At 71.8% G+C, this 25404-nt stretch carries 27 protein-coding genes; 17 read left to right on the top strand and 10 right to left on the bottom strand.

What is annotated here, in order from left to right; translation table 11 throughout:
- Positions 1-51: 51 nt before the first annotated feature.
- Genes Dsi01nite_RS46720 through Dsi01nite_RS46705 form a run of 4 tightly spaced genes read left to right on the top strand, consistent with a single transcriptional unit; the run spans position 52 to position 3982 of the window.
- Positions 52-1074: a LacI family DNA-binding transcriptional regulator gene (locus Dsi01nite_RS46720; protein ID WP_203852930.1), complete on the top strand. Its 1023-nt coding sequence runs from the start codon at positions 52-54 to the stop codon at positions 1072-1074.
- Between the two features lie 3 nt (positions 1075-1077).
- Positions 1078-1815 carry a (Fe-S)-binding protein gene (locus Dsi01nite_RS46715; RefSeq protein ID WP_203852929.1) on the top strand — a complete coding sequence of 246 codons (738 nt, stop codon included), beginning with the start codon at positions 1078-1080 and terminating at the stop codon, positions 1813-1815.
- On the top strand, positions 1812-3356 hold the full coding sequence (locus Dsi01nite_RS46710) for a LutB/LldF family L-lactate oxidation iron-sulfur protein (RefSeq protein WP_203852928.1): 1545 nt from the start codon (positions 1812-1814) through the stop codon (positions 3354-3356). Before Dsi01nite_RS46715 ends, Dsi01nite_RS46710 begins: the two co-directional genes overlap by 4 nt.
- Positions 3353-3982 (top strand): LutC/YkgG family protein, encoded by a 630-nt coding sequence (locus Dsi01nite_RS46705; protein WP_203852927.1) that lies wholly within the window; start codon positions 3353-3355, stop codon positions 3980-3982. Before Dsi01nite_RS46710 ends, Dsi01nite_RS46705 begins: the two co-directional genes overlap by 4 nt.
- On the opposite strand, the gene Dsi01nite_RS46700 is transcribed toward Dsi01nite_RS46705, so the two are convergent.
- The 4 genes from Dsi01nite_RS46700 to Dsi01nite_RS46685 form a co-directional block, all read right to left on the bottom strand.
- Positions 3979-4815: a ComEA family DNA-binding protein gene (locus tag Dsi01nite_RS46700; protein WP_203852926.1), complete on the bottom strand. Its 837-nt coding sequence runs from the start codon at positions 4813-4815 to the stop codon at positions 3979-3981. The two genes, Dsi01nite_RS46705 and Dsi01nite_RS46700, sit on opposite strands and share 4 nt — an antisense overlap.
- A gap of 26 nt (positions 4816-4841) precedes the next feature.
- A complete protein-coding gene (locus Dsi01nite_RS46695) occupies positions 4842-5297 on the bottom strand; it encodes a hypothetical protein (protein ID WP_203852925.1) in 456 nt (151 codons plus the stop codon).
- A gap of 28 nt (positions 5298-5325) precedes the next feature.
- Positions 5326-5823: a M15 family metallopeptidase gene (locus Dsi01nite_RS46690; protein ID WP_203852924.1), complete on the bottom strand. Its 498-nt coding sequence runs from the start codon at positions 5821-5823 to the stop codon at positions 5326-5328.
- Between the two features lie 71 nt (positions 5824-5894).
- The gene (locus tag Dsi01nite_RS46685) at positions 5895-6734 is read right to left on the bottom strand and encodes a cyclase family protein (RefSeq protein WP_203852923.1); all 840 of its coding nucleotides are present in this window, start codon (positions 6732-6734) and stop codon (positions 5895-5897) included.
- 263 nt (positions 6735-6997) lie between these two features.
- Here Dsi01nite_RS46685 and Dsi01nite_RS46680 point away from each other — a divergent pair, with 263 nt between their 5' ends.
- The 3 genes from Dsi01nite_RS46680 to Dsi01nite_RS46670 all read left to right on the top strand — a co-directional run bounded on the left by Dsi01nite_RS46680 (position 6998) and on the right by Dsi01nite_RS46670 (position 9177).
- Positions 6998-7885 (top strand): DUF929 family protein, encoded by an 888-nt coding sequence (locus Dsi01nite_RS46680; protein WP_203852922.1) that lies wholly within the window; start codon positions 6998-7000, stop codon positions 7883-7885.
- Between the two features lie 2 nt (positions 7886-7887).
- Positions 7888-8364: a vitamin K epoxide reductase family protein gene (locus Dsi01nite_RS46675; RefSeq protein ID WP_203852921.1), complete on the top strand. Its 477-nt coding sequence runs from the start codon at positions 7888-7890 to the stop codon at positions 8362-8364.
- Between the two features lie 99 nt (positions 8365-8463).
- Positions 8464-9177, top strand: coding sequence for a YcnI family protein (locus Dsi01nite_RS46670; RefSeq protein WP_203852920.1), 714 nt, complete (start codon positions 8464-8466; stop codon positions 9175-9177).
- A 39-nt stretch (positions 9178-9216) separates the two neighbouring features.
- On the opposite strand, the gene Dsi01nite_RS46665 is transcribed toward Dsi01nite_RS46670, so the two are convergent.
- Positions 9217-10824: a methyl-accepting chemotaxis protein gene (locus tag Dsi01nite_RS46665; RefSeq protein ID WP_203852919.1), complete on the bottom strand. Its 1608-nt coding sequence runs from the start codon at positions 10822-10824 to the stop codon at positions 9217-9219.
- Positions 10825-10970: 146 nt separating this feature from the next.
- On the opposite strand from Dsi01nite_RS46665, the gene Dsi01nite_RS46660 reads away from it, so the two are divergent.
- Together Dsi01nite_RS46660 and Dsi01nite_RS46655 are read left to right on the top strand one after the other, a co-directional pair.
- Positions 10971-11480 carry a sigma-70 family RNA polymerase sigma factor gene (locus Dsi01nite_RS46660; RefSeq protein ID WP_239136761.1) on the top strand — a complete coding sequence of 170 codons (510 nt, stop codon included), beginning with the start codon at positions 10971-10973 and terminating at the stop codon, positions 11478-11480.
- Positions 11477-12181, top strand: coding sequence for an anti-sigma factor family protein (locus tag Dsi01nite_RS46655; protein WP_203852918.1), 705 nt, complete (start codon positions 11477-11479; stop codon positions 12179-12181). Before Dsi01nite_RS46660 ends, Dsi01nite_RS46655 begins: the two co-directional genes overlap by 4 nt.
- A 79-nt stretch (positions 12182-12260) precedes the next feature.
- Here Dsi01nite_RS46655 and Dsi01nite_RS46650 read toward each other — a convergent pair whose 3' ends face one another.
- Positions 12261-12902 carry a (2Fe-2S)-binding protein gene (locus Dsi01nite_RS46650; RefSeq protein WP_203852917.1) on the bottom strand — a complete coding sequence of 214 codons (642 nt, stop codon included), beginning with the start codon at positions 12900-12902 and terminating at the stop codon, positions 12261-12263.
- 50 nt (positions 12903-12952) lie between these two features.
- Between Dsi01nite_RS46650 and Dsi01nite_RS46645 the strand changes: the two genes are divergently transcribed.
- Both Dsi01nite_RS46645 and Dsi01nite_RS46640 read left to right on the top strand, forming a co-directional pair.
- Positions 12953-13561 (top strand): TetR/AcrR family transcriptional regulator, encoded by a 609-nt coding sequence (locus tag Dsi01nite_RS46645; protein ID WP_203852916.1) that lies wholly within the window; start codon positions 12953-12955, stop codon positions 13559-13561.
- 40 nt (positions 13562-13601) lie between these two features.
- Positions 13602-14039 (top strand): GntR family transcriptional regulator, encoded by a 438-nt coding sequence (locus Dsi01nite_RS46640; RefSeq protein ID WP_203852915.1) that lies wholly within the window; start codon positions 13602-13604, stop codon positions 14037-14039.
- Between the two features lie 35 nt (positions 14040-14074).
- On the opposite strand, the gene Dsi01nite_RS46635 is transcribed toward Dsi01nite_RS46640, so the two are convergent.
- The 3 genes from Dsi01nite_RS46635 to Dsi01nite_RS46625 all read right to left on the bottom strand — a co-directional run bounded on the left by Dsi01nite_RS46635 (position 14075) and on the right by Dsi01nite_RS46625 (position 17439).
- On the bottom strand, positions 14075-15841 hold the full coding sequence (locus tag Dsi01nite_RS46635) for an Hsp70 family protein (RefSeq protein WP_203852914.1): 1767 nt from the start codon (positions 15839-15841) through the stop codon (positions 14075-14077).
- A 147-nt stretch (positions 15842-15988) separates the two neighbouring features.
- Positions 15989-16804 carry a PP2C family protein-serine/threonine phosphatase gene (locus Dsi01nite_RS46630; protein WP_203852913.1) on the bottom strand — a complete coding sequence of 272 codons (816 nt, stop codon included), beginning with the start codon at positions 16802-16804 and terminating at the stop codon, positions 15989-15991.
- Positions 16804-17439, bottom strand: a complete 636-nt coding sequence (locus Dsi01nite_RS46625) for a hypothetical protein (RefSeq protein WP_203852912.1) — start codon at positions 17437-17439, stop codon at positions 16804-16806. The genes Dsi01nite_RS46630 and Dsi01nite_RS46625 overlap by 1 nt, the downstream gene beginning before the upstream one ends.
- Before the next feature lie 242 nt (positions 17440-17681).
- Between Dsi01nite_RS46625 and Dsi01nite_RS46620 the strand changes: the two genes are divergently transcribed.
- The 5 genes from Dsi01nite_RS46620 (at position 17682) to Dsi01nite_RS46605 (ending at position 20756) form a co-directional block, all read left to right on the top strand.
- Positions 17682-18353 (top strand): diguanylate cyclase, encoded by a 672-nt coding sequence (locus Dsi01nite_RS46620; RefSeq protein ID WP_203852911.1) that lies wholly within the window; start codon positions 17682-17684, stop codon positions 18351-18353.
- Positions 18354-18360: 7 nt separating this feature from the next.
- Complete coding sequence (locus Dsi01nite_RS58565) at positions 18361-18492, top strand: hypothetical protein (RefSeq protein WP_275423466.1); 132 nt, start codon at positions 18361-18363, stop codon at positions 18490-18492.
- 360 nt (positions 18493-18852) lie between these two features.
- A complete protein-coding gene (locus Dsi01nite_RS46615; RefSeq protein WP_203852910.1) occupies positions 18853-19386 on the top strand; it encodes a hypothetical protein in 534 nt (177 codons plus the stop codon).
- 405 nt (positions 19387-19791) lie between these two features.
- A complete protein-coding gene (locus Dsi01nite_RS46610) occupies positions 19792-19992 on the top strand; it encodes a hypothetical protein (protein WP_203852909.1) in 201 nt (66 codons plus the stop codon).
- A gap of 95 nt (positions 19993-20087) precedes the next feature.
- Positions 20088-20756, top strand: a complete 669-nt coding sequence (locus Dsi01nite_RS46605; protein WP_203852908.1) for an ALF repeat-containing protein — start codon at positions 20088-20090, stop codon at positions 20754-20756.
- A gap of 826 nt (positions 20757-21582) precedes the next feature.
- Here Dsi01nite_RS46605 and Dsi01nite_RS46600 read toward each other — a convergent pair.
- The gene (locus Dsi01nite_RS46600) at positions 21583-22203 is read right to left on the bottom strand and encodes a hypothetical protein (protein WP_203852907.1); all 621 of its coding nucleotides are present in this window, start codon (positions 22201-22203) and stop codon (positions 21583-21585) included.
- Positions 22204-23424: 1221 nt separating this feature from the next.
- Between Dsi01nite_RS46600 and Dsi01nite_RS46595 the strand changes: the two genes are divergently transcribed.
- The gene (locus tag Dsi01nite_RS46595) at positions 23425-24897 is read left to right on the top strand and encodes a DUF8370 family protein (protein WP_203852906.1); all 1473 of its coding nucleotides are present in this window, start codon (positions 23425-23427) and stop codon (positions 24895-24897) included.
- Positions 24898-25404: the final 507 nt, after the last annotated feature.

The following is a 25404-nucleotide window of genomic DNA, read 5'->3' as shown; positions in this document are numbered from 1 at the left end:
GTGGCACAGTGCTCCAAGCGTTGACACGCTTCAGGCAATCCCGGGAGACCGATGTCCAACACGACCGGCATCAAGGAGGTGGCCCGCCGCGCGGGCGTCTCCATCGGCACCGTCAGCAACGTGCTCAACCGGCCCGAGCTGGTCGCCTCCTCGACCCGGCAACGGGTCCTGGACGCCATCACCGAGCTGGGTTATGTGCGCAACGACTCGGCCCGGCAGCTGCGCGCCGGGCACAGCCGGCAGATCGCCCTCGTCGTGCTCGACGTGACCAACCCGTTCTTCACCGACGTGGTCCGCGGCGCGGAGGCGGCCGCCGAGGAGCACGGCGTGATGGTCGTGGTCTGCAACAGCGGCGAGGACGCCGGCCGGGAGCAGCGCCACCTCGACCTCCTCGAGGAGCAGCGGGTCCGCGGTGTGCTCATCACGCCCGTCGACGAGTCGCCGAACTCGCGCCTCGAGCTGCTCATCCAGCGCGGCACCCCGGTCGTCCTCGTCGACCGCGGCTCGGGCCGGCACAGCCGCTGCTCCGTCGCCGTCGACGACCTGCTCGGCGGGCGCCTCGCCGGCGAGCACCTCGTCGAGCAGGGCCACGAGCGGATCACGTTCGTCGGCGGGCCCGCCACGGTCACCCAGGTCCGCGACCGGCACGCCGGGATCGTCGAGGCGGTCCAGGGCCGCGCCGAGCTGTCCGTGGTCTCCACCGCCAACCTCACCGTCGCCGCCGGCCGCGCCGCCGCGGCCGAGATCGACGACGCGACCGCGGTGTTCTGCGCCAACGACCTCGTCGCGCTCGGTGTCCTGCAGGGCCTGACCCAGCGGGGCATCCGCGTGCCGCAGGACGTGGCGATCGTGGGATATGACGACATCGAGTTCGCCGCCGCGGCCGCGGTGCCGCTATCCTCCGTGCGTCAGCCTCGGGAACAGCTCGGTCGCACCGCCACGGCCCTGCTGCTCGAGGAGATCGAGGACGACGGGCGGCACGAACACCGGCACGTGGTGTTCCAGCCGGAGCTGATCGTCCGCGAGTCGAGTGGCCGGCCCCGCACCCGCCGGCCCCGAAGAATTGGGCGGTGATCAATGCGTGTGGCACTGTTCGTGACCTGCCTCGCCGATGCGATGTTCCCGCAGGTCGGCCGGGCCACGGTCGAGCTGCTGGAGCGGCTCGGGCATGAGGTGGTCTTCCCCGAGGCCCAGACCTGCTGCGGCCAGATGCACATCAACACCGGCTATCAGCGTGAGGCCGTGAAGCTCGTCGAGCACCAGGTCGACACCTTCGCCGGGTTCGAGGCGATCGTCGCGCCGTCCGGCTCGTGCGTCGGCTCGATCCGCCACCAGCACGCCGCCGTCGCCCGCCGCGCCGGGCGGGTCGCCCTGTCGCACCGGGCCGAGGAGGTGGGCGCGCGCACCTACGAGCTGTCGGAGTTCCTCGTCGACGTCCTCGGCGTCACCGACGTCGGCGCGCATTACCCGCACCGGGTCACCTACCACCCGACCTGTCACTCGCTGCGCATGCTGCGGGTCGCCGACCGTCCGCTGCGGCTGCTGCGGGCCGTCAAGGGCATCGACCTGGTCGAGCTGCCCGGCGCCGACCAGTGCTGCGGTTTCGGTGGCACGTTCGCGCTGAAGAACGCCGACACGTCCGCGGCGATGCTCAGCGACAAGCTCCGCAACGTGCTGTCCACCGGCGCCGACGTCGTGTCCGCCGGCGACTCGTCCTGCCTGATGCACATGGGCGGTGGCCTGTCCCGGCTGACCGCCGATGCCGGTGCGGTGGCCCGGCCGGTGCACCTCGCCGAGATCCTGGCGGCGACATGACCTCGACATTTCTCGGGATGCCGGTGTACGCACCGCGCGGTGTCGGCGCCCTCCGGGGTGACGAGCCGTTCCCCGACGCCGCCCGCACCGCGCTCGGCAACGGGCAGCTGCGGCGCAACCTCGGCCACGCCACCCGCACGATCCGCGGGAAGCGTGCCGCCGTCGTCGGCGAGGTCCCCGACTGGGAGGAGCTGCGCCTCGCGGGCGAGGCGGTCAAGGCCGCGACCATGGCCCGCCTGCCCGAGCTGCTGACCCAGCTGGAGGAGCAGGTCACCGCCCGGGGTGGCACCGTGCACTGGGCCCGCGACGCCACCGAGGCCAACGCGATCGTGCTCGGCCTGGTCCGGGCCGCCGGCGCCGACGAGGTCGTCAAGGTCAAGTCGATGGCCACCCAGGAGATCGGGCTCAACGAGGCCCTGGCCGAGGGCGGGGTCACCGCCTGGGAGACCGACCTCGCGGAGCTCATCGTGCAGCTCGGCGACGACAAGCCGTCGCACATCCTGGTCCCGGCCATCCACCGCAACCGCACCGAGATCCGCGACATCTTCCGCCGCACCATGCCCGGCGTGGGCGACCTGTCGGACGAGCCGCGCGACCTGGCCATGGCCGCCCGGGCGTATCTGCGCGAGAAGTTCCTGACCGCGCGGGTCGCGGTGTCCGGGGCGAACTTCGCGGTCGCCGAGTCCGGCACCCTCGCGGTCGTCGAGTCCGAGGGCAACGGCCGGATGTGCCTGACCCTGCCGCAGACCCTGATCACTGTCATGGGTATCGAGAAGGTCGTGCCGGCCTGGACCGACCTCGAGGTGTTCCTGCAGCTGCTGCCGCGCTCCTCGACGGGCGAGCGGATGAACCCGTACACGTCGCTGTGGACCGGGGTCACCCCCGGCGACGGCCCGCAGGACTTCCATCTCGTCCTGCTCGACAACGGCCGCACCGCCGTGCTGTCCGACGAGCGGGGCCGGTCCGCGCTGCACTGCATCCGGTGCAGTGCCTGCCTCAACGTCTGCCCCGTGTACGAGCGCACCGGCGGGCACGCCTACGGCTCCGTGTACCCGGGCCCGATCGGCGCCGTGCTCAGCCCGCAGCTCACCGGGGTCGAGGACAACGCCTCGCTGCCGTACGCGTCCAGCCTCTGCGGCGCGTGCTTCGACGCGTGTCCCGTGCGCATCGACATCCCGGCGATGCTGGTGCACCTGCGGGCCCGGCACGTCGAGGAGCGGGCCGCGCGGCCGGTGCCGTCCGCGGAGGCCGTCGCGATGGCGGCGATGGCGTGGGTGATGGCGAAGCCCGCGAGGTTCCGCGGCGGGGAGCGGCTGATGCGGCTCGGCCGGCTCCTCGGCCGCCGCGCCGACCGGATCACGGCGTTGCCGCCGCCGCTGTCGGCGTGGACGGCGAGCCGCGACCTGCCCCGCCCGCCGGGGCAGACGTTCCGCGAGTGGTGGCGCACCCGCCCCGAAGCACCCAAACCGCCCGCACCGCCCAAACCGCCCGCGCCGCCCAAACCGCCCGCGCCGCCCGTTTCCGCCGAGGAGGACCGATGAGTGACGCGCGGGACGCGGTGCTGGCCCGGATCCGCTCCGCCCTCGGCCCGGACCCGGTGGTGCCGGAGGTCCCCCGCGACTACCGGCGCGCCGGGACCGTCCCGGCCGGCTCCCCCGAGCTGCTCGAGCTGCTGGTCGACCGCCTCGTCGACTACAAGGCGACCGTGATCACCACGACCGCCGAGGGCCTGGCCGGCGACCTGCGCACCGCGCTGGACGCCGGCATGCCCGCGGGCGGCCGGCTGATCGCCCCGCCGGGGCTGCCCGACGGCTGGCTCCCCGGTGCTGACGTCACGGTCGACGACGGCACCCTCGGACCCCGCGACCTCGACAGCTTCGCGGGGGTGGTCACGGCGTGTGCGGCGGCGTGCGCGGAGACGGGCACGATCGCCCTGGACGGCGGCCCCGACCAGGGCCGCCGGGCGATCACGCTGGTGCCGGACCGGCACTTCTGCGTGGTCCGCGCCGACCAGGTCGTGCAGTCGGTGCCGGATCTGCTCGTGCGGCTGACCCCGACCCGCCCGCTGACGCTGATCAGCGGGCCGTCGGCGACCAGCGACATCGAGCTCAACCGGGTCGAGGGCGTGCACGGCCCGCGCACCCTCGTGGTCCTGCTCGTGCGCTAGAACCGGCGCGGCGGGGACAGCGCCAGGCGGTGCTGGATCCGTTCGAACTGATACGGCGTCAGCTGTGCGGTCGCGGCGAACTCCGCCAGGCTGGTGTAGCCGCCGCGACGCTGCCGCTCCGACAGCACGTGGGCGACCCGGGCCGCGTCGAAGGCCTCCAGGGTGCTGAACTGCGCGGCGTCGGCGATGTTCACGTCGACCGGGCCGTTCGGCGTCCACGGCGTCGGCGCCGGCCACGGCGTGGTGGATCCCGTCGTCGCGGCCGGGAACTGCAGCGACGACGGCTGCGACGGGTACTGCTGCGGCACGTGCCCGGCCGTCGGCGGCTGGCACTGGGCCGGGAACCCGATCGACCCGGTGGCGGGCGGACCCACCGGCGGCGGGCTCTGGTACGGCGCGCCCGAGTAGGGCACCGCCGACGCGGGGGCGACCGGCGAGCCGAACGGCACCGCCGGCGAACCGTACGCGGCCGGGACGCCGAACGGCTGCGGCTGGGTGGCCAGGTAGCGCTGCTCCCGCCAGCGCAGCCAGAACACGTTGAGCACGAACGAGTGCACGATGCTGACGAGCCACAGCACGCCCCACGCCGTGACGATGGTGTCGTCCAGGTGCTCGGGGGTGCCCGACAACACCCGGTCGGAGGCGACGAACAGCGCGGTCTCGACCACCATGTACGCCACGCCGGTGCCCCACCAGCCGGGCTTGCGGGCCCGCAGCCCGATGAGGACGAAGCCGGCGCCGCTGAGGCAGCCGATCCCCACGATCGAGATGAGGACCCACCAGCTCTGCAGCAGCTTCCAGCCGAACCCAGGGCGGGCGGGTGCGGGATACATCAGGGCACCCTAACAGCGTCGCCGGGTCACCACTGCCCGCGCGACGTCACGGCCAGCAGCGCGGCGGCGAACGCGGTCCCGACGAGGACCAGCATCGTCCACGCCCGCACGCGCAGGCCGTGCCGCAGCGCCGGGCGCTCCTCGGGCAGCGCGAACACCCGCGCCGGCCAGTGCCGCCACGAAACGTCGGCGAACACGGCGGCGGCTGCGCCGTACACCACCAACACCCCGAGAAACGTCAGCCGGACGCCGCCGCCGGTGAGCGCCGCGACGCCCGCGCCGGTGACCAGGAGCGCCGCGATGATCGGCACGACCTTCCACCGGTTGCCCTGGGCGAGCAGCGTGAGGAAGTCCTCGAGCCGGTCGTCGTCGAACCCGAACCGGGCGACCTTCGGCTGGACCACGAGCAGGCTGTAGCCCATCGACCCGCACCACATCGCGGCCAGGACCAGGTGCACGGTGAGCAGCGACGACACCAACATCCCCGCAGCCTAGCGGGGGGCGGGACAGTCAGGAGCCGGCGAACTTCCAGTGCCACGGCTCGCGCGGGGTGTTCTCCGTGAAGCCGAACCGTCCCGCGTTGGCCCGCATCCAGGCCTGCGCCTTCGCGTCGAGGTCGAGGTCGACGGCCATGCCCCAGCCGTGGTCGCTGGTGCCGGGCGCCGCGGCGAGGCCGCCCTGCGCGTAGAGGCCCTTTCGGCGGGCGAGGTCGACCTGCTCCTCGTAGCCGCGGTACGAGTCGGTGATGCCGATCGTGACCCCGTCCGCCTGTGCCTTGCGCAGCAGGCCCTCCATGGCGGTCGCGGCGGGCGCGGCGAGCCGGTGACCGGTCGCGCCGATCTCGGTGAGCGCGGAGGCCGGGATGCGGCCGTTGTCATAGGTCTTCTTCAGCGTCGCCTCGGACACACCGGTCGCGGCCGTCAGCGCCCCGGCGAACGCGGCGGCGTCGTCCGCCACGGGCGCGGCCGGCGGGCGGAACGCGGCGAGCTGGTGACGGATCTCTGCCATCCGGGTGGCGATGCCGGTGATGCCTTCCACACGCACCGCATCGGCACCCGGAGGCGCGACTTGACGGAAACTCAGACGTGCACGCCGGGCGGGATCACGCCGTAGATGAGCGCCGTGGACCCGGAGCCCTTGGCGTTGATGAAGCCGCCGCAGAGGATCGAGGCGCCGGTGGTCGGGAACTTGGCGAGGTTGGCGAGGATCTCCAGGCTGATCCGGTGCCGCTGGTAGACCAGCAGCGACGCCAGGAACTCCGGGTCGGTGCCGAGGTCGGGGCCGAACGTGTCGATGCCGGTGCCGCCGTTGCGGCCGATCCGGCCGGTGTCGATGAACCACTGGACGGTCTGCGGCGCGAAGCCCGGCTGGTGCAGGACCCCGTCGGCGTCGAGGTTCGGGAAGGCGTCAGTGCCCCACTTGTACTCCCAGCCGGTCCACATGATGATCATCGACTCGTCCGGGATCCGGCCGTGCCGGCGCTCCCACTGCTTGACGTCGTCGACGGTCAGCGCGTAGTCGGCGTTGCGGGCGCACTTGTCCCGCACGTCGATCTTGACCGCGGGCAGGAACAGGTCGTTGGGGTCGAGGTCGTCGGCCAGGGGTTCACCGGCGTTGAAGTGGCCGGGCGCGCCCCAGTGGGTGCCGGTGGCCTCGCCCTCCCGGACGAACTGCAGGTAGTAGCCGTCCTCCTCGATGGTGGCGATGGTCTCCAGCTCGAACGCCGGGTCGCCGGGGTAGATGTTGGTCTTCGCCGGGTCGTTCACGTGCGACAGGCTGATCAACCGGGTCTTGCCGGGCTTCAACTGTCCCGCCCCGCTTCCACTGCCGCTCTCGGCGGCCGCCGCGCTGCCGGCCAGTCCGGCGGCACCGGCCACCGCACCGGTCGCGGCCGCTGTCAGAAGGTGTCGTCGCTGCATGATGTGGGTTCGCCCCTCGCATCCGTGCTCTGGGTCAGTTCTCCGGGTGCCGACATGCCACAGTGCACCCGCGCACCGGCCCGCGCAAGATCTGCCGTCCTACCCGGCGTGGCGGGACCTTCGACCCAGTGCGACGGCAGGCCGTCCGCCTAAAGTCGGCGACGCAGGGAACCTGTGGGTGCTCCCGTACGACTAACCAGGCAGACGAGTGGGGGTTGCGCGTGTCGAAGCGCCAGCGGGACTCGCGCGAGTACGCGCGACGCATGCGGATGATCCAGGAGCGGACGACGGCCAGGAAGGGCCGGATGCGCCGGGCGACGGCCGCGATCGCCACGGTCCTGGTCGTGTTCGCCGTCATGATCGTGGCGAAGCTCGGCGGGGCGGGCGGGGGCGGCGGCGGCGAGCCGGCCTCGCCGTTCCCCACCGGCGCGGCCGCCGCGGCGATCGTCGCCCAGCTGACCTCGGTGCCGCCGTCGGTGCTCGACCAGGTCGGCACCGGCTCCGCCGCCGGCCCCGGCTCCGCCGCGACGCTGCCGAAGGCGATCAGCGGCCAGGAGGTGCTCACCGACGGGGGCAAGCCGCTCGTGCTGTATGTCGGCGCCGAGTACTGCCCGTTCTGCGCCGCGCAGCGCTGGCCGGTCGTGGTGGCCCTGTCCCGATTCGGCACGTTCAGCGGGCTGACGATCACCGCCTCGGCGTCGGACGACGTGTACCCGAACACGCCGACGGTGTCGTTCCACGGTTCCACCTACACCAGCGACGTGCTCACGTTCCAGGGCGTGGAGACCAGCAGCCGGACCCGCAAGGGCGGCTCGTACACGCCGCTGGACCAGTTGACGGCGCAGCAGGCGCAGCTGGTGCAGAAGTTCAACGCCCCGCCGTACGTCGACGCGAAGTCCGCCGGGTCGATCCCGTTCATCGACTTCGCCAACCAGGCCGTCGCCGGCGGGGCGTCGTTCAGCCCGCAGCTGCTCGCCGGCATGACCGCGGAGCAGGTCACGGCGGCCCTGGCCGACCCGAACAGCGAGATCACCAAGGCGATCGCCGGCAACGCCAACGCGATCACCGCCGTGCTGTGCAAGATCACCGGCGGCAAGCCGGCGAACGTCTGCACCACCCCGGCCGCGACCGCCTTCCAGGGAAAGGTCTGAGGATGACCGAGACCGCCGTCAACCCGATCGCCGACTCCCTGGTCCAGCGGTGGGTGCCGCCCGTGTCACTGGTGCTGTCCGTCGTCGGCCTGGCCGTGTCGGTGTACCTGACGATCGAGCACTACACGTCCTCGACCACCCTCGCGTGCCCGGACACCGGCGCGTTGAACTGCCTGAAGGTCACCACCAGCGAGCAGTCCACCCTGTTCGGCGTGCCGGTCGCGGTCCTGGGCCTGCTGTACTTCGCGGCCATGGTGGCCCTGGCACCGCTGTGGCGCACCCCGCGCCGGGACGTCCGGCTCGCCCGGCTCGCGTTCGCGGCGGTCGGGGTGCTGTTCGTCGCGTGGCTCGTCTTCGCGGAGCTGTTCATCCTGGACGCGATCTGCCTGTGGTGCACGGCGGTGCACGTCCTGGCCGTCGGCCTGTTCGCGGTGACGGCGCTCGGCACCGCCTACGCGGACCCGGCCGACCTGACCTGACCTGACCGGTTTTCCGGAACCGGCGGGAACTTTCCGGCGGCCCGCGGCGACTACCCGCAGACCGTGCAGTTCCCGTCTTCCGAGAGGACAGCCCGCATCATGCGCCTGACCCATGTGGTCCGCGCGGGTGTCGCCGTGACCGCGGCCGCCGCCGCGGCACTCGCCTTCCCCGCCGTCGCCTCCGCCCACGTCACCGTCAACCCGGGCACCGCCACGCAGGGCGGCTACACGAAGGTGACGTTCCGGGTGCCGAACGAGCGCGACGACGCCTCCACCACCAAGCTCGAGATCGCGCTGCCGACCGACACCCCGATCGCGTCCGTGTCGCTCAAACCGATCCAGGGCTGGACCGCGGTCGCCGAGAACAGCAAGCTCGCGACGCCGATCAAGACCGACGACGGCGAGATCACCGACGCCGTCTCGAAGATCACCTGGACGGCGTCGGCGGGTGCGGAGATCAAGCCGCACCAGTTCCAGGAGTTCGACGTGTCGCTCGGCCCGCTGCCGGCCGTCGACAAGATCGTGTTCAAGGCGCTGCAGACGTACTCCGGCGGTGAGGTCGTCCGCTGGATCGACGAGCCCGCCGCCGGCGCGGAGGCCGAGCACCCGGCCCCGGTCCTGAAGCTCACCAAGAAGGCCGACGCGGCCGCCACCGCGGCGCCCACCGGTGCCGCGCCAGCGGTCGCGGCGAAGGACGACGGCGGTGACGGCACCGCGGTCGGGCTCGGCGTCGCGGGGCTCGTCCTGGGTCTCGCCGGCCTGGTCGTCGCGGTCCTCGCGTTCCGCCGCGCGCGTCCGCAGTCCGGGACCTGACCTGATCAGACGGTGAACGTCCGCAGACCGTGAACGTCCTCACACAGTGAACTCAGAGACGGCGTGGTGCAGCCGGTCGGCCAGGGCCCGCAGTTCCTCCGCGCTGCGGTTCGCCTCGTCCGCGCCGGCGCGGCTGCCCGCCGTCGCCGAGGCGACTGCGGCGATCGACGTGGCGATGCGGGCCGTGCCGTCGGCGGCCTCGGCCACGTTGCGGGTCATCTCCGCGGTCGTGGCCGACTGCTCCTCGACCGCGGAGGCGATCGTCGTCTGGTAGTCGCTGATCTGGGCGATGATCGCGCCGATCTCGGAGATCGCGGTGACCGCGTCGCCGGTGCCCTGCTGGATGGCGGCGACGCGCTGGGCGATGCTCTCCGTCGCCCGGGACGTCTCCTGGGCGAGGTCCTTGACCTCGTTGGCGACGACGGCGAAGCCGCGGCCCGCGTCGCCGGCGCGGGCCGCCTCGATCGTGGCGTTGAGCGCCAGAAGGTTCGTCTGGCCGGCGATCGACGTGATCAGCTTGACCACGTCCTCGATCTCGGCCGAGGCGGTGCCGAGCCGGCCGATCGTCGCGTGGGTGGTCTCGGCGGCCGTCACCGCCGTCATCGCGACCCCGGCGGCGTCGGCGGCGTTGCGGGCGATCTCCGAGATCGAGGCGCCCATCTGCTCGGCGCCCGCCGCGACGGTCTGCACGTTCTGGGAGACCACGTCGGCGGTGTCGGTGACGCTCGCGGCCTGCGTGTCGGCCTGCGCCGCACCGTCGGCGATCGCGTGGCCGGCGGCCGCCGCCGCGGTGGAGGCGCCGGTGAGCTCGCGGGCGCCGGCCGACAGGTCCGTGAGGGTCCGCCGCAGGCCGGTGACCGCCTCGTCGTAGGAGGCCGCCATCGCGCCCACCTCGTCGCGGGCCGGGTCGGCCACGGTCGCGGTGAGGTCCTTGCCGGACAGCCGGCGCAGCGCGTGGTCGAGGCGGCGCAGCGGCACGGTGAGGCTGCGGGTCAGCGCCCAGATCAGCAGGGCCGCGACGAGCGCGGCGGCGACGCCGAGGACCGTCATCGTGGCCCGGGCCCGGTTCGCGGCCGTGTGCGCGTCCACGGCGGCGGCGGAGGCCCGGGCGGTGACCTGGGCGATGAGCGCGTTGGTCTGCTCGACGATCTTCACGTAGATCTCGAACGACGGGCCGAGGATGACCGCGTTCGCGTCGTCGATGCGGCCCTGCCCGAAGAGGCCGGCGATCTGGTCGTCGTAGGTCCAGTACGACTCCCACAGCGTCCTGAGCTCCTCGAAGATCGCCCGTTCCGCCGCGGTCATGTCGGCGGTGCGCGTGTCGCGGAGCAGGGTCTGCAGGACGGCCTTGTCGGCGAGGAACCCGGCCCGGTTGTCCGAGGTGGGCGCGACGGCGGCCTTCGGGTCCTTGAGCCGGTACGTGTCCCAGGCGTACGCGAGCTGCCAGCCGGAGATGTCCGCGTCGTAGTACTTCTGCTCGTCGACCTGGTGCATGAGCGCCATCAGCCGGCGCAGGTGCTCGACCGATGTCGACTGGTCACCGAGCGCCCGCGCGCCGACGACGATGCCGGTGCTGAACAGCACCCCGACCGCGGCGAAACACACGGCGAGCCGCACCGCCAGCCGCATCCGACGTAGCACGTGCATGCGCTCCCCCTGTCGGTACACCGCCCGGGTGACACATCGGACGGGCGGTGCCGGAGTTGTGGAAAAGTCCCGGCCTCCCGGGTGGTTGAACCCGCAACCGTCTGGTGGGGTAGACCACGGCAGGATCCGCATGTGAGGAGACCCGGTTGACCAGGGACGAGGAGCTGATGACCGCGCTGTACACCGAGCACTACGGTGTGCTGCTCGGCTTCGTCTCGCGGTATGAACGCGACCGCCACCGTGCCGAGGACCTCGTCCAGGAGACGCTCCTGCGGGCCTGGAGGCACATCGGGCGGATCGACGTCAGCCGTGACACCACCCGCGCGTATCTGCTGACGATCGCGCGCAACGTGGTCAGCAACGCGTGGCGGGCGGAGCAGCGGCGGCCGCGGCTGGTCGACGACCCGGACGCGATCGCCGCGGTCGCCGACGCCGACAACGTCGACGAGCTCGTGGAGGGCTGGCTGGTCCGCGCCGCCCTGGACCGGCTGTCGGTCGAGCACCGGCAGGTTGTGGAGTCCGTGTACTACGACGGGCGTACCGTCGCCGACACCGCCCGCCGGCTGTCCGTGCCGGAGGGCACGGTCAAGTCCCGCGCCTATTACGCGGTCCGGGCGCTGCGCGCGGTGTTCGAGGAGATGGGGGTGCTGCGGTGAGCGAACACGACTCGGTGCGCCCACTGCTCGGCGGGTACGTGCTGGGCGGGCTGGACGAGACCGACCAGGTCAGGGTCGACGCGCACCTGAGCGGCTGCCCGGACTGCCGCGCCGAGGTCGACCGGCTCGCGCCGGTGCCGGAGCTGCTGCAGCGGTTGCCCGGTGACGTGCCCGCGGCGGTCCTCGAGTCGCCGACCCGCGACGGCGTCGACGCGCTGCTCCGCCGGGCCCGGCGGGTCCGGCCGCCGGTCCGGCGGCGGGCCCGGATCCTGGTGGGGGTCGCCGTCGCGGTGGTCGCCCTGGCCGTCGCGGGTTCGGTCGTGTGGTCGCGGTCCGCGCCGCGGACGCCGGCCCGGACCACGCAGGCCGCGCCGTCGGCGCCGGGTTCGAGCGCGCCGGTCGGCACCGTCGTGCAGTTCGTCGCCGCCGCCGGCAGCGCGCTGTCCGGCCGGGCGACGCTGACCCCGCGGCAGTGGGGTGTGTCGGTGGCCCTGGAGCTCAGCGGCCTGCCGGGTGACGGGCCGTTCGTGCTGCGGGTGGTCGGCCGCGGCGGCCAGGAGGAGCAGGCGGCGTGCTGGGGCCGGACCACGTCCGCCTCGGCCCGGGTGACCGGGGCCAGCTCGATCCAGCTGCCGAACGTCGACAAGGTCACCATCTCCGACCACGACGGCCACCTGCTGGGGACGGCGGCGCAGACCTGAGCGGTCAGTGGCGGCGCAGTCCTGAGCGGTCAGCGGCGGCGCAGTCCTGAGCGGTCAGCGGCGGCGCAGTCCTGAGCGGTCAGGGGCGGCGCAGGACGCAGTCGCCGCAGGTGCCGCCGCCGGGGATCCGGTAGTACAGGCAGCAGTTGCGGCGGCGCAGCGCCCGGCCGTGCAGGTCCGCCGTGCCGGCGAGGGGCGCGACACCGAGCAGCTCGGCGACCGTCGCCCAGACGGCCGGGTCGTCGAGCTGGCCGGCGGCGCCCGCCAGGGCCGAGCTGACGTTGCCCCACAGCACCTTCGGGGAGAGCCGGAACTCCGCCTGGAACACGGCGAGCAGCGGGGCGACCAGCCCGAGCAGGATCCGGTCGCGGAACTGGCCGGTCCCCCCGTCAGCGCCCCCGCCGGCGGCGGCCACCGTGCACGCCATCGGCCACGGCCCGCCGGCGACCGGTTTCCAGAACAGCTGCCCCGGCGCCGGGAACCTGGGCTCGACCAGCGGCGGCGCGAGCAGCCGCGACGCCACCCCGAGGAACGTCACCGACGCGACCACCCGCACCGGCACCGTGGCGGGGTCGAGCCCGAACATCGTGACGAGGGTGTCCCGCGCGACCCCGACCCGTTCGGCGGCGACGGCCGGATCGAGGAGGTCGGTGAACGGCCGCCAGCCAGTGCCGGCCTCTGCGCCGGCCGTGAGGTCCTCCCACACGAAGTACGGATTCACCGCAGCAGCCTATTCCCGGCTCCGGGACCTGCCCCCGATAGCATGGGCTGATGTCCGTGACCGCAGACACCGGCGAGCGTTCGCGGATCATCGAGGCCGCGCACCGCTGCCTGGTCGACACCGGCGGGGGCGGCCTGTCCGTCACCGGCGTGCTCGCCGCCGCAGGCCTTTCCACCAGGGCGTTCTACCGCCACTTCGACTCCAAGGACGCGCTGCTGCTGGCGATGTTCCGCCGCGACAGCGACCGCGTCCACGCCGAGCTGACGGCGGCCGCCGACGCCGCGCCGACCCCGCCGGAGGCGTTGCGGGCCTGGATCTTCGGGCTCCTGTCGCTGACCGCCGGCAGCCAGCGCCGCCGGCGGGTCCTGGTGATGTCGTGCGGCGAGCTGATGGGCACGGCCGGCTACACCGCCGAGCGGGCGCGGATGTCCGCCGCCCACCACGCGGCGGTCGCGGCGATCCTCGAGCGGGGCCGCGCCGACGGGTCCCTGCCGTGGGCCGACCCGGACGCCGACGCGCGGACGATCACGGCGGCGCTGTCGGCCGCGTTCCAGGAGCGGATGGCGCCGGACGCGGCCCAGGACGACGCCGGCGCGACCCGGGCGGCGGAGCAGGTCACCGACTTCGCGTTCCGCGCCCTGGGCGCCACGACCGCCTGAGACCTTCCGCCCCGTGTAGCCAAGTGGCTACAGTTTCCGGATGCCGCCACGGTACGAGCGTGTCGCCGACGCACTCCGGGCCCAGATCATGGCCGGGACCCTGCCACCCGGAGCTGTGGTGCCCAGCGCCGCCACGCTCGCCCACGAGCACGACGTCGGCCGCGACACGGCGCTCAAGGGCATCGCCGTGCTGCGCCGGGAGGGCCTGTTGTTCCTCGCCCCCGACAAGTCGATCCGGGTCGGCCCGGTGACCGCCCGGCCGGCCCGCGACCCCGGCGGCCCGCCCGGCGGCATCCTCGGCGGCCCCGCCGAGGTCCACCCCGTCCCGCCCGGCGGGGTCGTGTCGGCGCGGATGCCGACCCCGCGGGAGCGGGAACGGTTCGGCCTCGCCGAGGGGGTACCGGTCCTGGTGGTGCGCACCGGCGAGGCGGAGGAGATCCACCCCGCCGACCGGTTCGGCCTGCACTGGCCCCGCTGAGCTGCTCGCCCCGCTGAGCTGCTCGCCCGCTGTGCTCAGTCGGCCCAGGCGGCGATCCCGTCGAGCCGGGTGACGATCGCGTGCCAGTCCCAGCGGACCGCGTCGGCGTCGACGGCGTCCAGGCGCCGCCGGGCGGACCGGCCGACGAGGGCCCGTTCGGCGTCGCGCAGCAGGTCGTCGACGCCGTCGAGGAGGCTCCCGTCGGCGAGGAGCGCGATGATGTCGTGCAGGTCGTACGCCTCGGCCAGGTCGACGGCGACGTCCCGGGCGGCGGCCAGCAGGTCCGGCATCCACTGCTGCGGCGGGAAGCCGAGGTTGTACTGCACCAGGTCCAGGTCGACCTCGTCCTCGTCGCCGGCCTCGCGCACGAGCGACACGAACAGGTCCCGGGCCGCCGGCCAGCCGTCAAGCTCGGCGAGCTCGTGGTCGCCGTCGCGCAGCAGGTACGCGGCGAGCCCGTCGACACTGCGGAACAGCAGCGGGCCACCACCACGGCTGAGGAACACGGTGTGCTCCGGCTCGGCGAACCTGGCCCGGATCGTCCAGCCGTGGCCGGACGGCAGGCCGAGCTGCAGCGGGTGGAACGGCGCGTCCAGCCACGTCCGCCCCGAGATCACCGCGGCGCGCTCCGGCAGCCAGTGCCACAGGTGCCCGCCATCTCCCCCGTCCGGCCCGGCCCCGTCCGGCCCGGCCCCGTCCGGCCCGGCCCCGTCCCCGTCCGGCACGCTCCGGGCCGGCACGGTGTGCGGGTGCGGCGGCGCGGCGGGCGGATGCGGCGCCGCCAGGACCGCGACGCTGCCCTCGGCGGCGAGGAGCTCCGGCTGGTCGGCCGCGACCGGCGGGATGCCGACGACGCGGTGCAGCAGGGTCGCGACGAGCGGCATCCGGGTGCCCCCGCCGGCGAGGTACACCCCGGCGACCGACCGCGCGTCGACGCCGGCGTCGCGCATCACCCGCAGCGTCAGCTCGGCGGTGGGACGCACCAGTGGGGTCGCGACGCGGTCCAGGTCCTCCGGGGTCAGGGTCACCTCACCCCGGCCGGCGACGGGCACGACGGCGGGCGTCCCGGCACCCAGCAGCTCCTTCGCGAGCCGGGCCTGCTCCGTCAGCCACCGCCGCTGCCCCGGGTCGAGCCGCGCGCCGGCGGGTGCCACGGCCAGGAGGTGGGCCGCGATCGCCGCGTCGACGTCGAGGCCACCGGTGCCGGCGAGCCCGGCGGCCGCGACGACCTGCGGGCCGGCGGCGGTGGAGCGCACCACGGTGGCCTCGAAGGGGCCGGCGCCCAGCTCGTACACGACGAGGCACTGCCCCTCGGCGAGCGGCACCCGCAGCCGTCCGAGCAGCGTGCAGGCGACCGCGACCGGGGACGGCACGAGCCTGGCGGCCGGCAGCCCGGCCATCGACGCGGCGGTGAGCAGCGTCCCGCGGTGGTGGGCGTCCCAGAGCACCGGATGGGTCAGGGCCACCTCAAGGGGCGGGACCCCGCCGGTGGCCCGCAGCGCCTCGGCGTGCACGGCCCACAGGACCGCGGCGAACAGGTGCTCGACGGGCACGCCGGTGCCGCCGAGCGTCACGGCGACGTCGGCGGCGCGCAGCTTCGGGTTGGGCTCGTAGCGGTCCGGGTCGGCCGTCCCGCCCCGCACGGCGGCACCGCCGACCGCGAGGACACCGCTGGCGGCGTCGAGGTGGACCGCCGACGGCAGCAGCGGCGAGCCGTCGAACAGCAGGGGCGTCACCGCCCCGTCCTCACCGGTCAGGACCGCGGTCGTGCTGGACGTACCGAAGTCGATGCCGAGGTGCATCGCACGATCCTGACAGCAGGCGGCGCACACGTCAGCCCCGGAGCCTGCGGCGCCCGCCGGAGCCTGCGGCGCCCGCCGGAGCCTGCGGCGCCCGCCGGGGCCTGCACCGTCAGCCGGGGCCTGCAGCGTCAGCCGGGGCCTGCACCGTCAGCCGGGGCCTGCGGGGATGCCGAGCGGGTCGGTGTCGACGCCCGGGTGGACGACGATGCCCGGGTCGGTGTCCTCGTCCTCGGGGGCGGCGTGGGCGCCGCGGGTGTAGGTGCCGGTGTCCGCCCCGGCGGTGGCGAGGTGGTCGACGACGACGGCGGTGACGTTGTCGCGGCCACCGGCGAGCACGGCCCGGCGCACGAGGAGGTCCGCGGCGGCCTGCGCGGCCGGCTCGGCCCGCAGGACGTCGGCGATCTCGTCGTCGGTGAGCTCGAGGGACAGCCCGTCGGAGCAGACCACGAACCGCTCCCCCGGCACCGGCGGCAGGACCCACAGGTCCGCGTCCGGGGCGGGCCGGGTGCCGAGCGCCCGGGTGATCACCCCGCGCCGCCGGGTGACGCTCTCCGGGGCGGTGTGATCGACGGTGAGCTGCGTGAGGACGCCGCCGACGAACCGGTACACCCGGGAGTCGCCGACGTTGAACACGGCCCACCGCTCCACGCCGCCGTCGAGCACGAGGCTGATCCCGGTGAGGGTGGTGCCCATGCCGGTGCGGACCGGATGCTCGACCGCGGAGGCGAGGATGTCGGCGTTGGCGCGGGCGATCTCGTCGTGGACGTCCTGCGGGGTCCGGTCGGGCCGGATGGCGAGCCGCCGCAGCGCCTCGACGGCGAGCTCGCTGGCGATGTCACCGGCGGCGTGGCCGCCCATGCCGTCAGCGACCGCGAAGACCCCGTCGGCGACGAGCGCGCTGTCCTCGTTGCGCCGGCGGACCCGGCCGACGTCGCTGGCCGCGCCGGCCCGGACGGCCGCCATCAGGCACCCGCCGCGACGGGGGCGCCGAAACGCTCGACCAGGGCGGCGACGACGCCGTCGCGGCTGGACGGCACCGCGTCCTGCGGGGAACCATCGGACAGCACCCAGGTGCCGTCGGCGGCGCGGGCGATCGCGAGCTGCACCTCGGGGTCGTCGCCGGAGCCGGACCTGATCGCGACGGCGGCCTCACCGTCGCCGGCGGTGCAGCGGTCGACGAACCGGGCCAGTGGCGCCGCCAGCGGCTCGGCCGGGTCGATGGCCTCGACGCCGTAGAGCCCGAACGGCCCCGGATACGCGGCGAGGCCCGCCGCGGTGCCGCTGAACAGGTGCATCACCAGGGTGCGGTCGCCGGCGGAGCCGGCCGCCTCGGTCGTCGTGTGCAGGGTCGACAGGGCGGCGACGGCACCGAGCACGAGCGGGCCGGGCACGACGCTGCCGCCCGCGTCGGTGCACAGCCCGCGGGCGAGCAGCGACGCGACCCCGGCGGCGGTGACGATGTCGGTGGCCGCCTCGGGTTGCAGGCCGAGCCGGCGCCGGACGGCGTCCATGCCGGCGGTGCGCTCGCCGTGCGGCCCGGCGGCGGAGCGGAGCAGGAACTCGAGCTCCGCGAACGTGCACAACGTGGTGTCGGCCATTACCGGAAACGCTCCTCCTTCAGATGCTCGCCCCGTCGTTGCCGTGCCGCTGCCCGGACCGGCCGCTGCGCCGACACCTTGCATGATCGGCGGCCGGGACGCGAAAGTCATGCGCTTCCCCGGACGTCGGCACCTTTGGATGCGTCGGCCCGTTCTGCCAGGTGCGCCGGCTGGCGGCTCGATGCCCGCCGAGGGTGCGAGCGGCGCCGGGCGGCACCGGAAAGCACCGGAGGAACGGCCCGATGAGACTACCACCGCGGACGGGCGGTGCTCGTAGACTGCCGCCCCCGGAAAGCCTGGACTTCGACCCGCCCCAGCCGATCGGTCTGGACGTGGCACCGGACCCGGGTCGGAACGCCCGGCGCCGCCGCTGGGCCGGGTTCGCACTGGTCACCGCCGTGCTGGCGGCCGGCCTCGGCATCACCGCCGGCGGCGCGGTCACCGTCGAGCAGGTGGAGCAGCGCCACGCCGGACGCCTGACGGACCGCTACGCCGACGACCTCGCCGCCGCCGTCACCGACCAGGTGGAACGGTACCGGGACACCGTCGGCGACCTGGCCGTCTCGGTCGGCGCCCAGTCCGACTGCCTGGTGGCCCGCCTGCGCAGCAGCGACACCGTCGCCCGTTTCGGCGGCGACGAGTTCGCGGTCGTCGCCGAGCACCTCGCGTCCCGCTCCGACGTGCGGATCGCCGCCGACCGCGTCGTCCGCGCGATCGAACGCCCCATCGACGTCGACGGCACCACCGTCACGGTCACCGCGAGCGTCGGCGTCGCCCTCAACGACCCCGACGCCGACGTCGACGACATTGTGCGCGCCGCCGACGCCGCCATGTACCGCGCTAAAACCTCCGGCAAGGGCCGCTCCGTGATGTACGTACGGCATCCCGCATGCACGTCGACTCGTGAGGAATGATGCGGCGGTGGCCAAGCACGTACACCCTCCGCCCAGCATCTCCAAGGTGCTGCGGGCAGCGGTTGTCTGGTTCGTGATCGGCGGACTCGGGTCCATGCTGCTCTTCTGGCTGTCCGGTGCCTGGGAGAACTCCGACTGAGCGTGTCCCGGCGTATTGGCCGTCAGCCACCGCACGATGCGCGCCCAGGAGTGCTCCACGGAGCGGTCGCCACGGAGAAGATCTTCGGGACTGCTCGACCGGTGAGGCGGAACTCTGCGCACAGCGAAGTTGCGCTCGTGCGCGTACCGATCAACCTCGACGCGGTCCAGACAACGACGGTATCCCGACCCCGGATGGCGTCCGGTGCGCTGGCTAACGGTCCGCTAACGGCCCGCTAACGACCCGGATCGAGGATCGACGCAGCGGCCTTTCAGCGATCAGCCGCGGGTAGCGGAGGCCCATCAACGTCCGCTCCGATCCGCCCACCGGTACACCCGGCTCCATGACAGGAGAACGCACATGTCCATCGCGTCCCAACTCACCCACTTCCGCGGCATCGCAGCCCGCCGAGCAATCGCCATGGCGGTCGTGGGCGCCACCACCGTTGCCGGCCTGATCGCCACGGCCGGACCTGCCCACGCGAGCGGAGAGACCGATCACGTCCTGATCGACAACGGGATCATCGACCTCGGCCTGGTCCTCGAGCCCTTCACCACCCAGTTCCTCGCGCCCGGCGCTCAGATCAGATGGAATGCCAACAGCACGACGCGCACCTACGCGCCGTCCGTGTTCGGGGTCTTTTCCCTGACGAACGCCGCCCGCATCTGCGGCTGGATCAAAATCGAGGCGTTCAGATACAACGGCACGTCGCTCGGTTCCGCGACGACCCTCGCATACTGCCCGACCACGAACTCCAAACGGTTCTTCCCCGCCGAACCGGCCCTGCCCCCGCTGAACCAGGCCGACGTCCACAAGGTACGGGTCTCGGCGATCACCCAAATCTACGGCAGCTCCGTCGTCCAGGGCTCGGGCGACGCATACCCGTACGACTAACCAGCGGCAGCCAGCCATCCATGGGTGGCCCCCCGCCTGGGCAGCCGCAGGCTGCGCGAGGAATCCACGTTCCGAACGGCGAACGGCCCCTGCCCCGGCCGGCCAGAGGCATCCACCCCCGGGTGCAGCGGCCGGAGGCCCTGCCCGCCGGAGGCAAGACGGCGACCCGCACGGACCGGCACGGCGCAACGGGCGCGGCATGGCACCGTGGCCGGCCCCCAGCGTCACGGTCCGTCGCGATGCGCAGCTGGAGTTGATGCACGGCGTGTGACAGCGCGGGTCCGGCCCCGGTCTCCTCGTGGTGAGGATGGCCGGGGCTTCGGCGTGTCCGCCGGGCCTCGTGCACAGCCGGGGTCGCGTAGCCTGCTGAGCCGGGAAGGCGGTTACCGCAGGAGGTTGAGACACATGGAGGCGCTCGACGTCCTGGCAGCGTTCGGCGCAACTGGCCGGGTCGGCCCTCTACCGAGCCAAACCTTCGTCACCGACGACGGACCTGAGCCCGTGCTCCACCTGGCCGGCACCTGGGCCCACGAGCACGACCGCATCCCGGCGGCAGCCGTCAACGCGGCCTTCCCCGACGACTTCCCACCCGAGCGGGCTCACTGAGTCACCTCGACTCCGGTTGGGATCCCCGGTCTTCCTTTTCCGTCCATTGACGGTAGTGTCTCCGCGCGTTGACTGAAGCGGGGAGAAAAAGTCACATGCGATGGAAGATCCCGGCCGGCGTCCTGATGGCGCTGGCCTTTCTGATCCCGGCGGCACCGGCGGTGGCTCAAGCCGGATCGCCCGGGCTGGACAAGGCGTGCCAAACGGCCGAGCGCAAGGTGTACAAGGATATCCGCGAGCTTGTCACCATCGACCTGGACACCGCCTCCAACACCGATGTGCGGGTGCTGGCCAACCAGATCCTGGCCGCGGCGACCGCCGACTCGTTGACCACTTTGCCTGGCAAAATGCAGCAGCAGCTGGACGGCGCCGCGGACGGTCTCCGCGCGTTCCTCAAGACGAACCTGCAGACGACCTGGTCAACAGACCTGCGGGTCGCGGTGAACCAGACGATGACGGCCGCCGGCGCCAATGTGAAGACGGCCGGGCAAAAGGCGCTCGATGACGGCACCGTCGACGCCTTTCTGGCTTACCTGAACAACGGACTGTACGTCGCACGTGCGCTTGACTGCGCCTCTGAGCCACCGCCGTCGGCATCCGCGTCTCCGTCACCGTCTCCGTCTCCGTCGGTGTCTGCGTCTTCGTCGGCCGCGCCCGCGCTGCCCGTCACCGGCACCAACATCTTTTTCCTGGTACTTGCTGGATCTGCCCTGATCCTGCTCGGCAGTGGAATCGTTCTGGTCGCCCGCCGCTTCCGGACCTGACCGACTCCACCTGGTCTCAAGTGCCGGCGACCCCTAGGTCGGGCAACCCGGCGCCGTGCGGAGTTCCGCTTTCCTCGGTTGGTGGGCGCCCTGACGGGCAGCCACCTCTCCGCGCATCCTCGACCACGCGTCCGCCCACCCGGGCGGCCGCGTGGTCGCGTGCCCGATCCGGACGTCCCACAGCCCGCGACCGCTGGTCGGAGCCGGGCGGGAAGAAGCGAGCGCGCTGGAGTTCAGGCCACTGACCAGCCCACTCTTCGTAGGGCTCGACGGACGAGCCGGCCAGGTCGCGTCTCGCGGATCATCCGCCGGGGCGTGTCGCCCTCCGGCCGCCTGGCCGAAATGCGGCCCAGATCACCGGTCGCCGTGCTCGACCGGCCGCTGCGGAAGAAGGCGTGAGAACGGCCAAGATCCTCTCCCAGGGGTCAGGAGCACGAACAATGGCGTCCAACCATAAAGAACGGCGCTGTTGCCAACCCGAGTGCTGATCAACCCAGGTGCGAGGCGAAGCCGAAGCATGGGGGTGCGGGGTGGGAACCCCCCGCCTGGAGCAGCCGAAGGCTGCGCGAGAAATCCACGTTCCAACGGCGAACGGCCCCTGCGTGAGCAGGGGCCGTTCAGGAACGTGGGCGATACTGGGTTTGAACCAGTGACCTCTTCCGTGTCAACAAGGTCAACATGGTTGATCTATCTGGCGCTGATCGCGTTTTCGCTGCTCACTGCCTTGGTGCCTGTCGGTCTGCGGAGGTGCCCGAGGGGGCAAAACGCAAGATCGTCTCCCAGATTTCTCCCAGAACGGAACGCGCTTGGCAGCGCCCGAGGCGGGTCAGGCGGCGGGATAGCGTCTCGGTCGCGCCGGCGGATCGGCCTCGTCCGGTCGCTTGCGCCGGGGCTGGTCGGCGGTCGGAGGGATGTCGAACAGGGCGGGCTGGTAGGTCAGCCGGGGCGGCTGGGTCAGCTCGGCCGGCGGCGCGGGCCACTTCAGGTGTGGCGGTCGCTTGTACCGGGGCCCGCTGGTCGTGTAGTAGCGGTGCACCCGGAAGTCGACTGCGGCCACGCCGGGCGGCATCAGGATGGACGTCGCGTGGCACCAGCGCAGCCAGATGGCGACCGCCCCGTCGGCGGCGCTACTGGCGAGCTTAGTGAGCGACCGGAGCTTGTCGGTCCTGTCGATCTCGACCGCGAGCCTCAGCCCGGTCGGTCGCATGCCGACGACGTCGATGTAGCCGTTGGTCCAGCGCGGTCCGAACAGCCCTTCGCGGTAGTACTGGACCGGCCCCTCGGCTGCGCAGGCGAATCCGTAGTGCTCGGCCCATCGTTCGACCTCGGCGGTCAACCGCGAGGTCACGTCACTGGCGGTGGCGGACGAGAAGCCGATCGGGCTGAGCCACTCCCCCAGCGACGCGCCGGCGTTGGCGAACCGTGCCCGGTGCGCGTTGTCATCCATCCGGTCCTCCCCACCGTAATGACATTGACGATAACCGTTGGGTACGACAGTTTCCCCTGCTCGTGCACGGACAGCGATTCTGTTTTCAAGGTTGCACCGCAACATGGGTCTGACCCGGAGAGGCTTCCCGTTGCGCAGGCTCTGCCCGGTCATGCTGTGCCGCCGAGGCGCCATGACGTACGGGCCGGTCGTTCTTCGCGGACGCTGGCGCCTCGGTGGTGCGGCATGGCTGCCTCCGGTGCGCGACGGGAGGGCTCGGAGCCACCCCGGGCTTCCCGGCTCGTCGCGGTCCACGGGCGCGTAGCCCTGGCCGCCGGAGGCACAGATCCGGGTGCAGCGGCTGGAAGCCCTGCCCGCCGGCGGCAAGACGGTGACCCGCACGGACCGGCACGGCGCGACGGCGCGTCACGGCGACGCGGGCTGCCGCAGGCATCATGGCCCGCCGGCGGGTTGTCGCTGGAGTCGATGTGTAGGGCGTGATCACGCTGAAGTTGCCCCGGTCTCTCGTGGTGAGAGTGCCGGGGCTTCTGTGTGTCTGCCGGGACTTCCGCGCGGCCGGGGCCCCCGCGCCGGGAGCGAAGCGGCAAGGCGCGGGGTGCCCCGAGCTGCGCGAGCGGCCCGCTTGCGGGCCGCCTTGAAGACGTATGGAAAGTGCTCACCCGAGAATGCCGGGGGCGTCGGTCGCCCTGGGTGAGGCGTCGGGCGTACGACGAACTGCGGCATGCGCCGAAACTTCCGTACGGGATCAAGGCGGCCCGAAACGGGCCGCACGCGCCGCCGCTTGGGCGCCTGACCGCCAGCTCACGCCGACGCTCGCTAGCGACCAGGCCGACGCCCATCGGCTGGCGCGGGGTGCGGAGTTGGGGCCGCCGGCGCCGGACGTGACGCGGCGGGTGGGGCGGCGTGGAGTGTGCCAGGCCGCTCCTCCAAGGTCAGCGCGCTTCGCGTCGCAAGCGACGGCCCTGCGGGCCGCCCTGGACCCCGGAGCATCTGCGACCCTTCGGGCGGCAGTGAGGGCGGGCAGGCCGGTGGCCTGCCTTTAAGGGTGTACGCGCCGCCCCGCCCGCCGTTCCGACGTCAATGCCGCCTTGACGTTGGAGTTCCCAATCGCTCTACCTGACCTTGTGTAGACACATGCGTAACTAGCTGCCACTATGTCTATAGCTCAACCCGGCGAGCTTTCCGCCTATCGCCCCGGTCGCTGCTCTGAGGATGACGCGCATGTACTTCAGCGAAGCGTTCGGCATCGAGTACTCCGAAAACTACGAGTGGTTTGACCCCATCCTGGAGCTGGACACGCTCTTGTTTGTTGATCCGTTCCTTATCTTCGAAGACGACGAAGAGGAATGGCGACTAGCACATAACCAAATTACTTCGTACTTTCACGATGCCTTCGAACTCCTTGCGGGGAGCGGGCTGAAGAAGACGCATCAATATTACCGGCGGACTCTCGCTTTGATGGAGTTTCCGGAGCCCAAGGAGTTCCGACTTGGCTACGCAAGTGGCAGCGCGGACGGCTCTGGGTCGGGCCCCATCCTTGCGAGGCTAATCGTCGAGGCCATGGGTGAAGCGATTGCGCGGGGATTGGATGATATTCAGCACTTCGAGGAACTGGGAATTCTAGTAGAGGGTATCAATAGGGACCGCATCTCCGACGTGACGTGCAACCTATTGAAGCCGAAGCTAATCTCCTTCACTCAGAGGATTGCTGAGGAATTTCAGATTCCGACGCGCCTCGTGGAGGTGCCACACAGTAAATTCGACTCGCTGAGGCAGCGCTGGCTGTCGGCCACTCATTCATTGCCAATCGCTCCGGCAAATGGTAAGCCAATTATTCTAGTGCCTAAGCGATTCCTGCGCGAGCTGCCAACGATCAATGCGGGCGACTGGTACGACCACATCGACGCAACCCTGCGCGACGACCTCAATTTTACCATCTCGCGTAATGTCCGTAAGGCCGATATCATAGCTGCTGCGCGAAAGCATCCAGAAGCTGTCCGGCAATGGGTTCAGCAGCAGGAGGAAACGGGGTCGGAACCCTACGACGTTGATGTCGACCCCAGACTCTACGTGCGATGGCAGCGGGTCGCCCGAGATGCCGTTCTCGCCCAGCCTTTCACTACCAGTATTCGAATCGAGTCACCCGAAGGCCTACTCGAATTCGTGCGCACCATAGTCGGGCGCGTAAGGCATTGGGCAGAGAAGCAAGGTGGCTGGAGGGTCTTCTGGACCGATGCTCCGCACCTTGTTGAACTGCGAGATGGCGAGAAGGTGTACCGTGGGGGTCAAGCTGTCCTTGAGACAAATATGCAGCTTCTTCTAATGGGTATGGTCGACGCATACTGTGAGTCAGCTGGCGTTCTGGTCGATCGTGAGGTTGAGACGGGTCGCGGGCCCGTTGATTTTGCTTTTACCGGCGACCACCGTATTCGTGTTGTACTCGAAATGAAGAAGCTCACACACGGGAGATTCTGGGAGGGACTGCGCGTTCAGACGCCCCAGTACATGGAGGGCCTTCGCGTGAAGCATGCGATCTTCTTGGCGATACGTGATTCAGAGACGCCTGCAATGCGCCTACGCTGGCGCAGCTTGAAGGAAGAAGCAGAGTTGGCAAGCGAGGCGAGCGGGATGACGATCGAAGTCGAAAGGATCGATGCTCTTCCCAAGGAGTCCGCCAGTCGGGCTAGTGAGTAGGCTCTCGGAAGGTGGCTAGGAAGGACTAGCACGTACTGACGGCCGACCGCTGATGTAGCCGCCGTCTTTGCGCTTATACACGGGTAGCGCACATTTACCCGCTGCGCCTTCGGCGGCTCTCGGATGACCTTTCGTTTGGCCCGACGCAGCGGCACCGTGATAGGCGCCGAAGTACATGCCCATCTGAGGACTACCGACAACATTTGCGCTGCTCAGAGGACTACAGCTGCTAGAGAGCTACGCGCTCTCCGGAAGCGTATGCGTAGACACGCGCAGGGCTCCGGGGTAGCGAAGTGCAGCAACTGACGCAGCCGAGCCCGGCTGAGTTAGGTCGGCCAAGGCCGTCTGACGACGTACGGAACCCCGCCGATCCGTCTGGCGGGTGGTTCGCATCGAGGTGATCAAGCGATCATGACAGCTCGTGGCTGTGGTGCGCCGGACGGAAGCCTGGTTGGTGTACGGCGTCTGAGCTTGTTTTTTAACCTGCGGTCGGTCGGTGGTGACCCC

The sequence above is a fragment of the Dactylosporangium siamense genome, from assembly GCF_016862795.1.
GTDB classification, from domain to species: Bacteria; Actinomycetota; Actinomycetes; order Mycobacteriales; family Micromonosporaceae; genus Dactylosporangium; species Dactylosporangium siamense.
The sequence above is the reverse complement of the archived record's forward strand: the minus strand, read 5'-3'. Positions and strand labels throughout refer to the sequence as shown.

Coding starts and splice junctions, on each gene's coding strand:
- Dsi01nite_RS46720 (WP_203852930.1), top strand. CDS start 52: ATGTCCAACACGACCGGCATCAAGGAGGTGGCCCGCCGCGCGGGCGTC.
- Dsi01nite_RS46715 (WP_203852929.1), top strand. CDS start 1,078: ATGCGTGTGGCACTGTTCGTGACCTGCCTCGCCGATGCGATGTTCCCG.
- Dsi01nite_RS46710 (WP_203852928.1), top strand. CDS start 1,812: ATGACCTCGACATTTCTCGGGATGCCGGTGTACGCACCGCGCGGTGTC.
- Dsi01nite_RS46705 (WP_203852927.1), top strand. CDS start 3,353: ATGAGTGACGCGCGGGACGCGGTGCTGGCCCGGATCCGCTCCGCCCTC.
- Dsi01nite_RS46700 (WP_203852926.1), bottom strand. CDS start 4,815: ATGTATCCCGCACCCGCCCGCCCTGGGTTCGGCTGGAAGCTGCTGCAG.
- Dsi01nite_RS46695 (WP_203852925.1), bottom strand. CDS start 5,297: ATGTTGGTGTCGTCGCTGCTCACCGTGCACCTGGTCCTGGCCGCGATG.
- Dsi01nite_RS46690 (WP_203852924.1), bottom strand. CDS start 5,823: ATGGCAGAGATCCGTCACCAGCTCGCCGCGTTCCGCCCGCCGGCCGCG.
- Dsi01nite_RS46685 (WP_203852923.1), bottom strand. CDS start 6,734: ATGCAGCGACGACACCTTCTGACAGCGGCCGCGACCGGTGCGGTGGCC.
- Dsi01nite_RS46680 (WP_203852922.1), top strand. CDS start 6,998: ATGCGGATGATCCAGGAGCGGACGACGGCCAGGAAGGGCCGGATGCGC.
- Dsi01nite_RS46675 (WP_203852921.1), top strand. CDS start 7,888: ATGACCGAGACCGCCGTCAACCCGATCGCCGACTCCCTGGTCCAGCGG.
- Dsi01nite_RS46670 (WP_203852920.1), top strand. CDS start 8,464: ATGCGCCTGACCCATGTGGTCCGCGCGGGTGTCGCCGTGACCGCGGCC.
- Dsi01nite_RS46665 (WP_203852919.1), bottom strand. CDS start 10,824: ATGCACGTGCTACGTCGGATGCGGCTGGCGGTGCGGCTCGCCGTGTGT.
- Dsi01nite_RS46645 (WP_203852916.1), top strand. CDS start 12,953: ATGTCCGTGACCGCAGACACCGGCGAGCGTTCGCGGATCATCGAGGCC.
- Dsi01nite_RS46640 (WP_203852915.1), top strand. CDS start 13,602: ATGCCGCCACGGTACGAGCGTGTCGCCGACGCACTCCGGGCCCAGATC.
- Dsi01nite_RS46635 (WP_203852914.1), bottom strand. CDS start 15,841: ATGCACCTCGGCATCGACTTCGGTACGTCCAGCACGACCGCGGTCCTG.
- Dsi01nite_RS46630 (WP_203852913.1), bottom strand. CDS start 16,804: ATGGCGGCCGTCCGGGCCGGCGCGGCCAGCGACGTCGGCCGGGTCCGC.
- Dsi01nite_RS46625 (WP_203852912.1), bottom strand. CDS start 17,439: ATGGCCGACACCACGTTGTGCACGTTCGCGGAGCTCGAGTTCCTGCTC.
- Dsi01nite_RS46620 (WP_203852911.1), top strand. CDS start 17,682: ATGAGACTACCACCGCGGACGGGCGGTGCTCGTAGACTGCCGCCCCCG.
- Dsi01nite_RS46615 (WP_203852910.1), top strand. CDS start 18,853: ATGTCCATCGCGTCCCAACTCACCCACTTCCGCGGCATCGCAGCCCGC.
- Dsi01nite_RS46610 (WP_203852909.1), top strand. CDS start 19,792: ATGGAGGCGCTCGACGTCCTGGCAGCGTTCGGCGCAACTGGCCGGGTC.
- Dsi01nite_RS46605 (WP_203852908.1), top strand. CDS start 20,088: ATGCGATGGAAGATCCCGGCCGGCGTCCTGATGGCGCTGGCCTTTCTG.
- Dsi01nite_RS46600 (WP_203852907.1), bottom strand. CDS start 22,203: ATGGATGACAACGCGCACCGGGCACGGTTCGCCAACGCCGGCGCGTCG.
- Dsi01nite_RS46595 (WP_203852906.1), top strand. CDS start 23,425: ATGTACTTCAGCGAAGCGTTCGGCATCGAGTACTCCGAAAACTACGAG.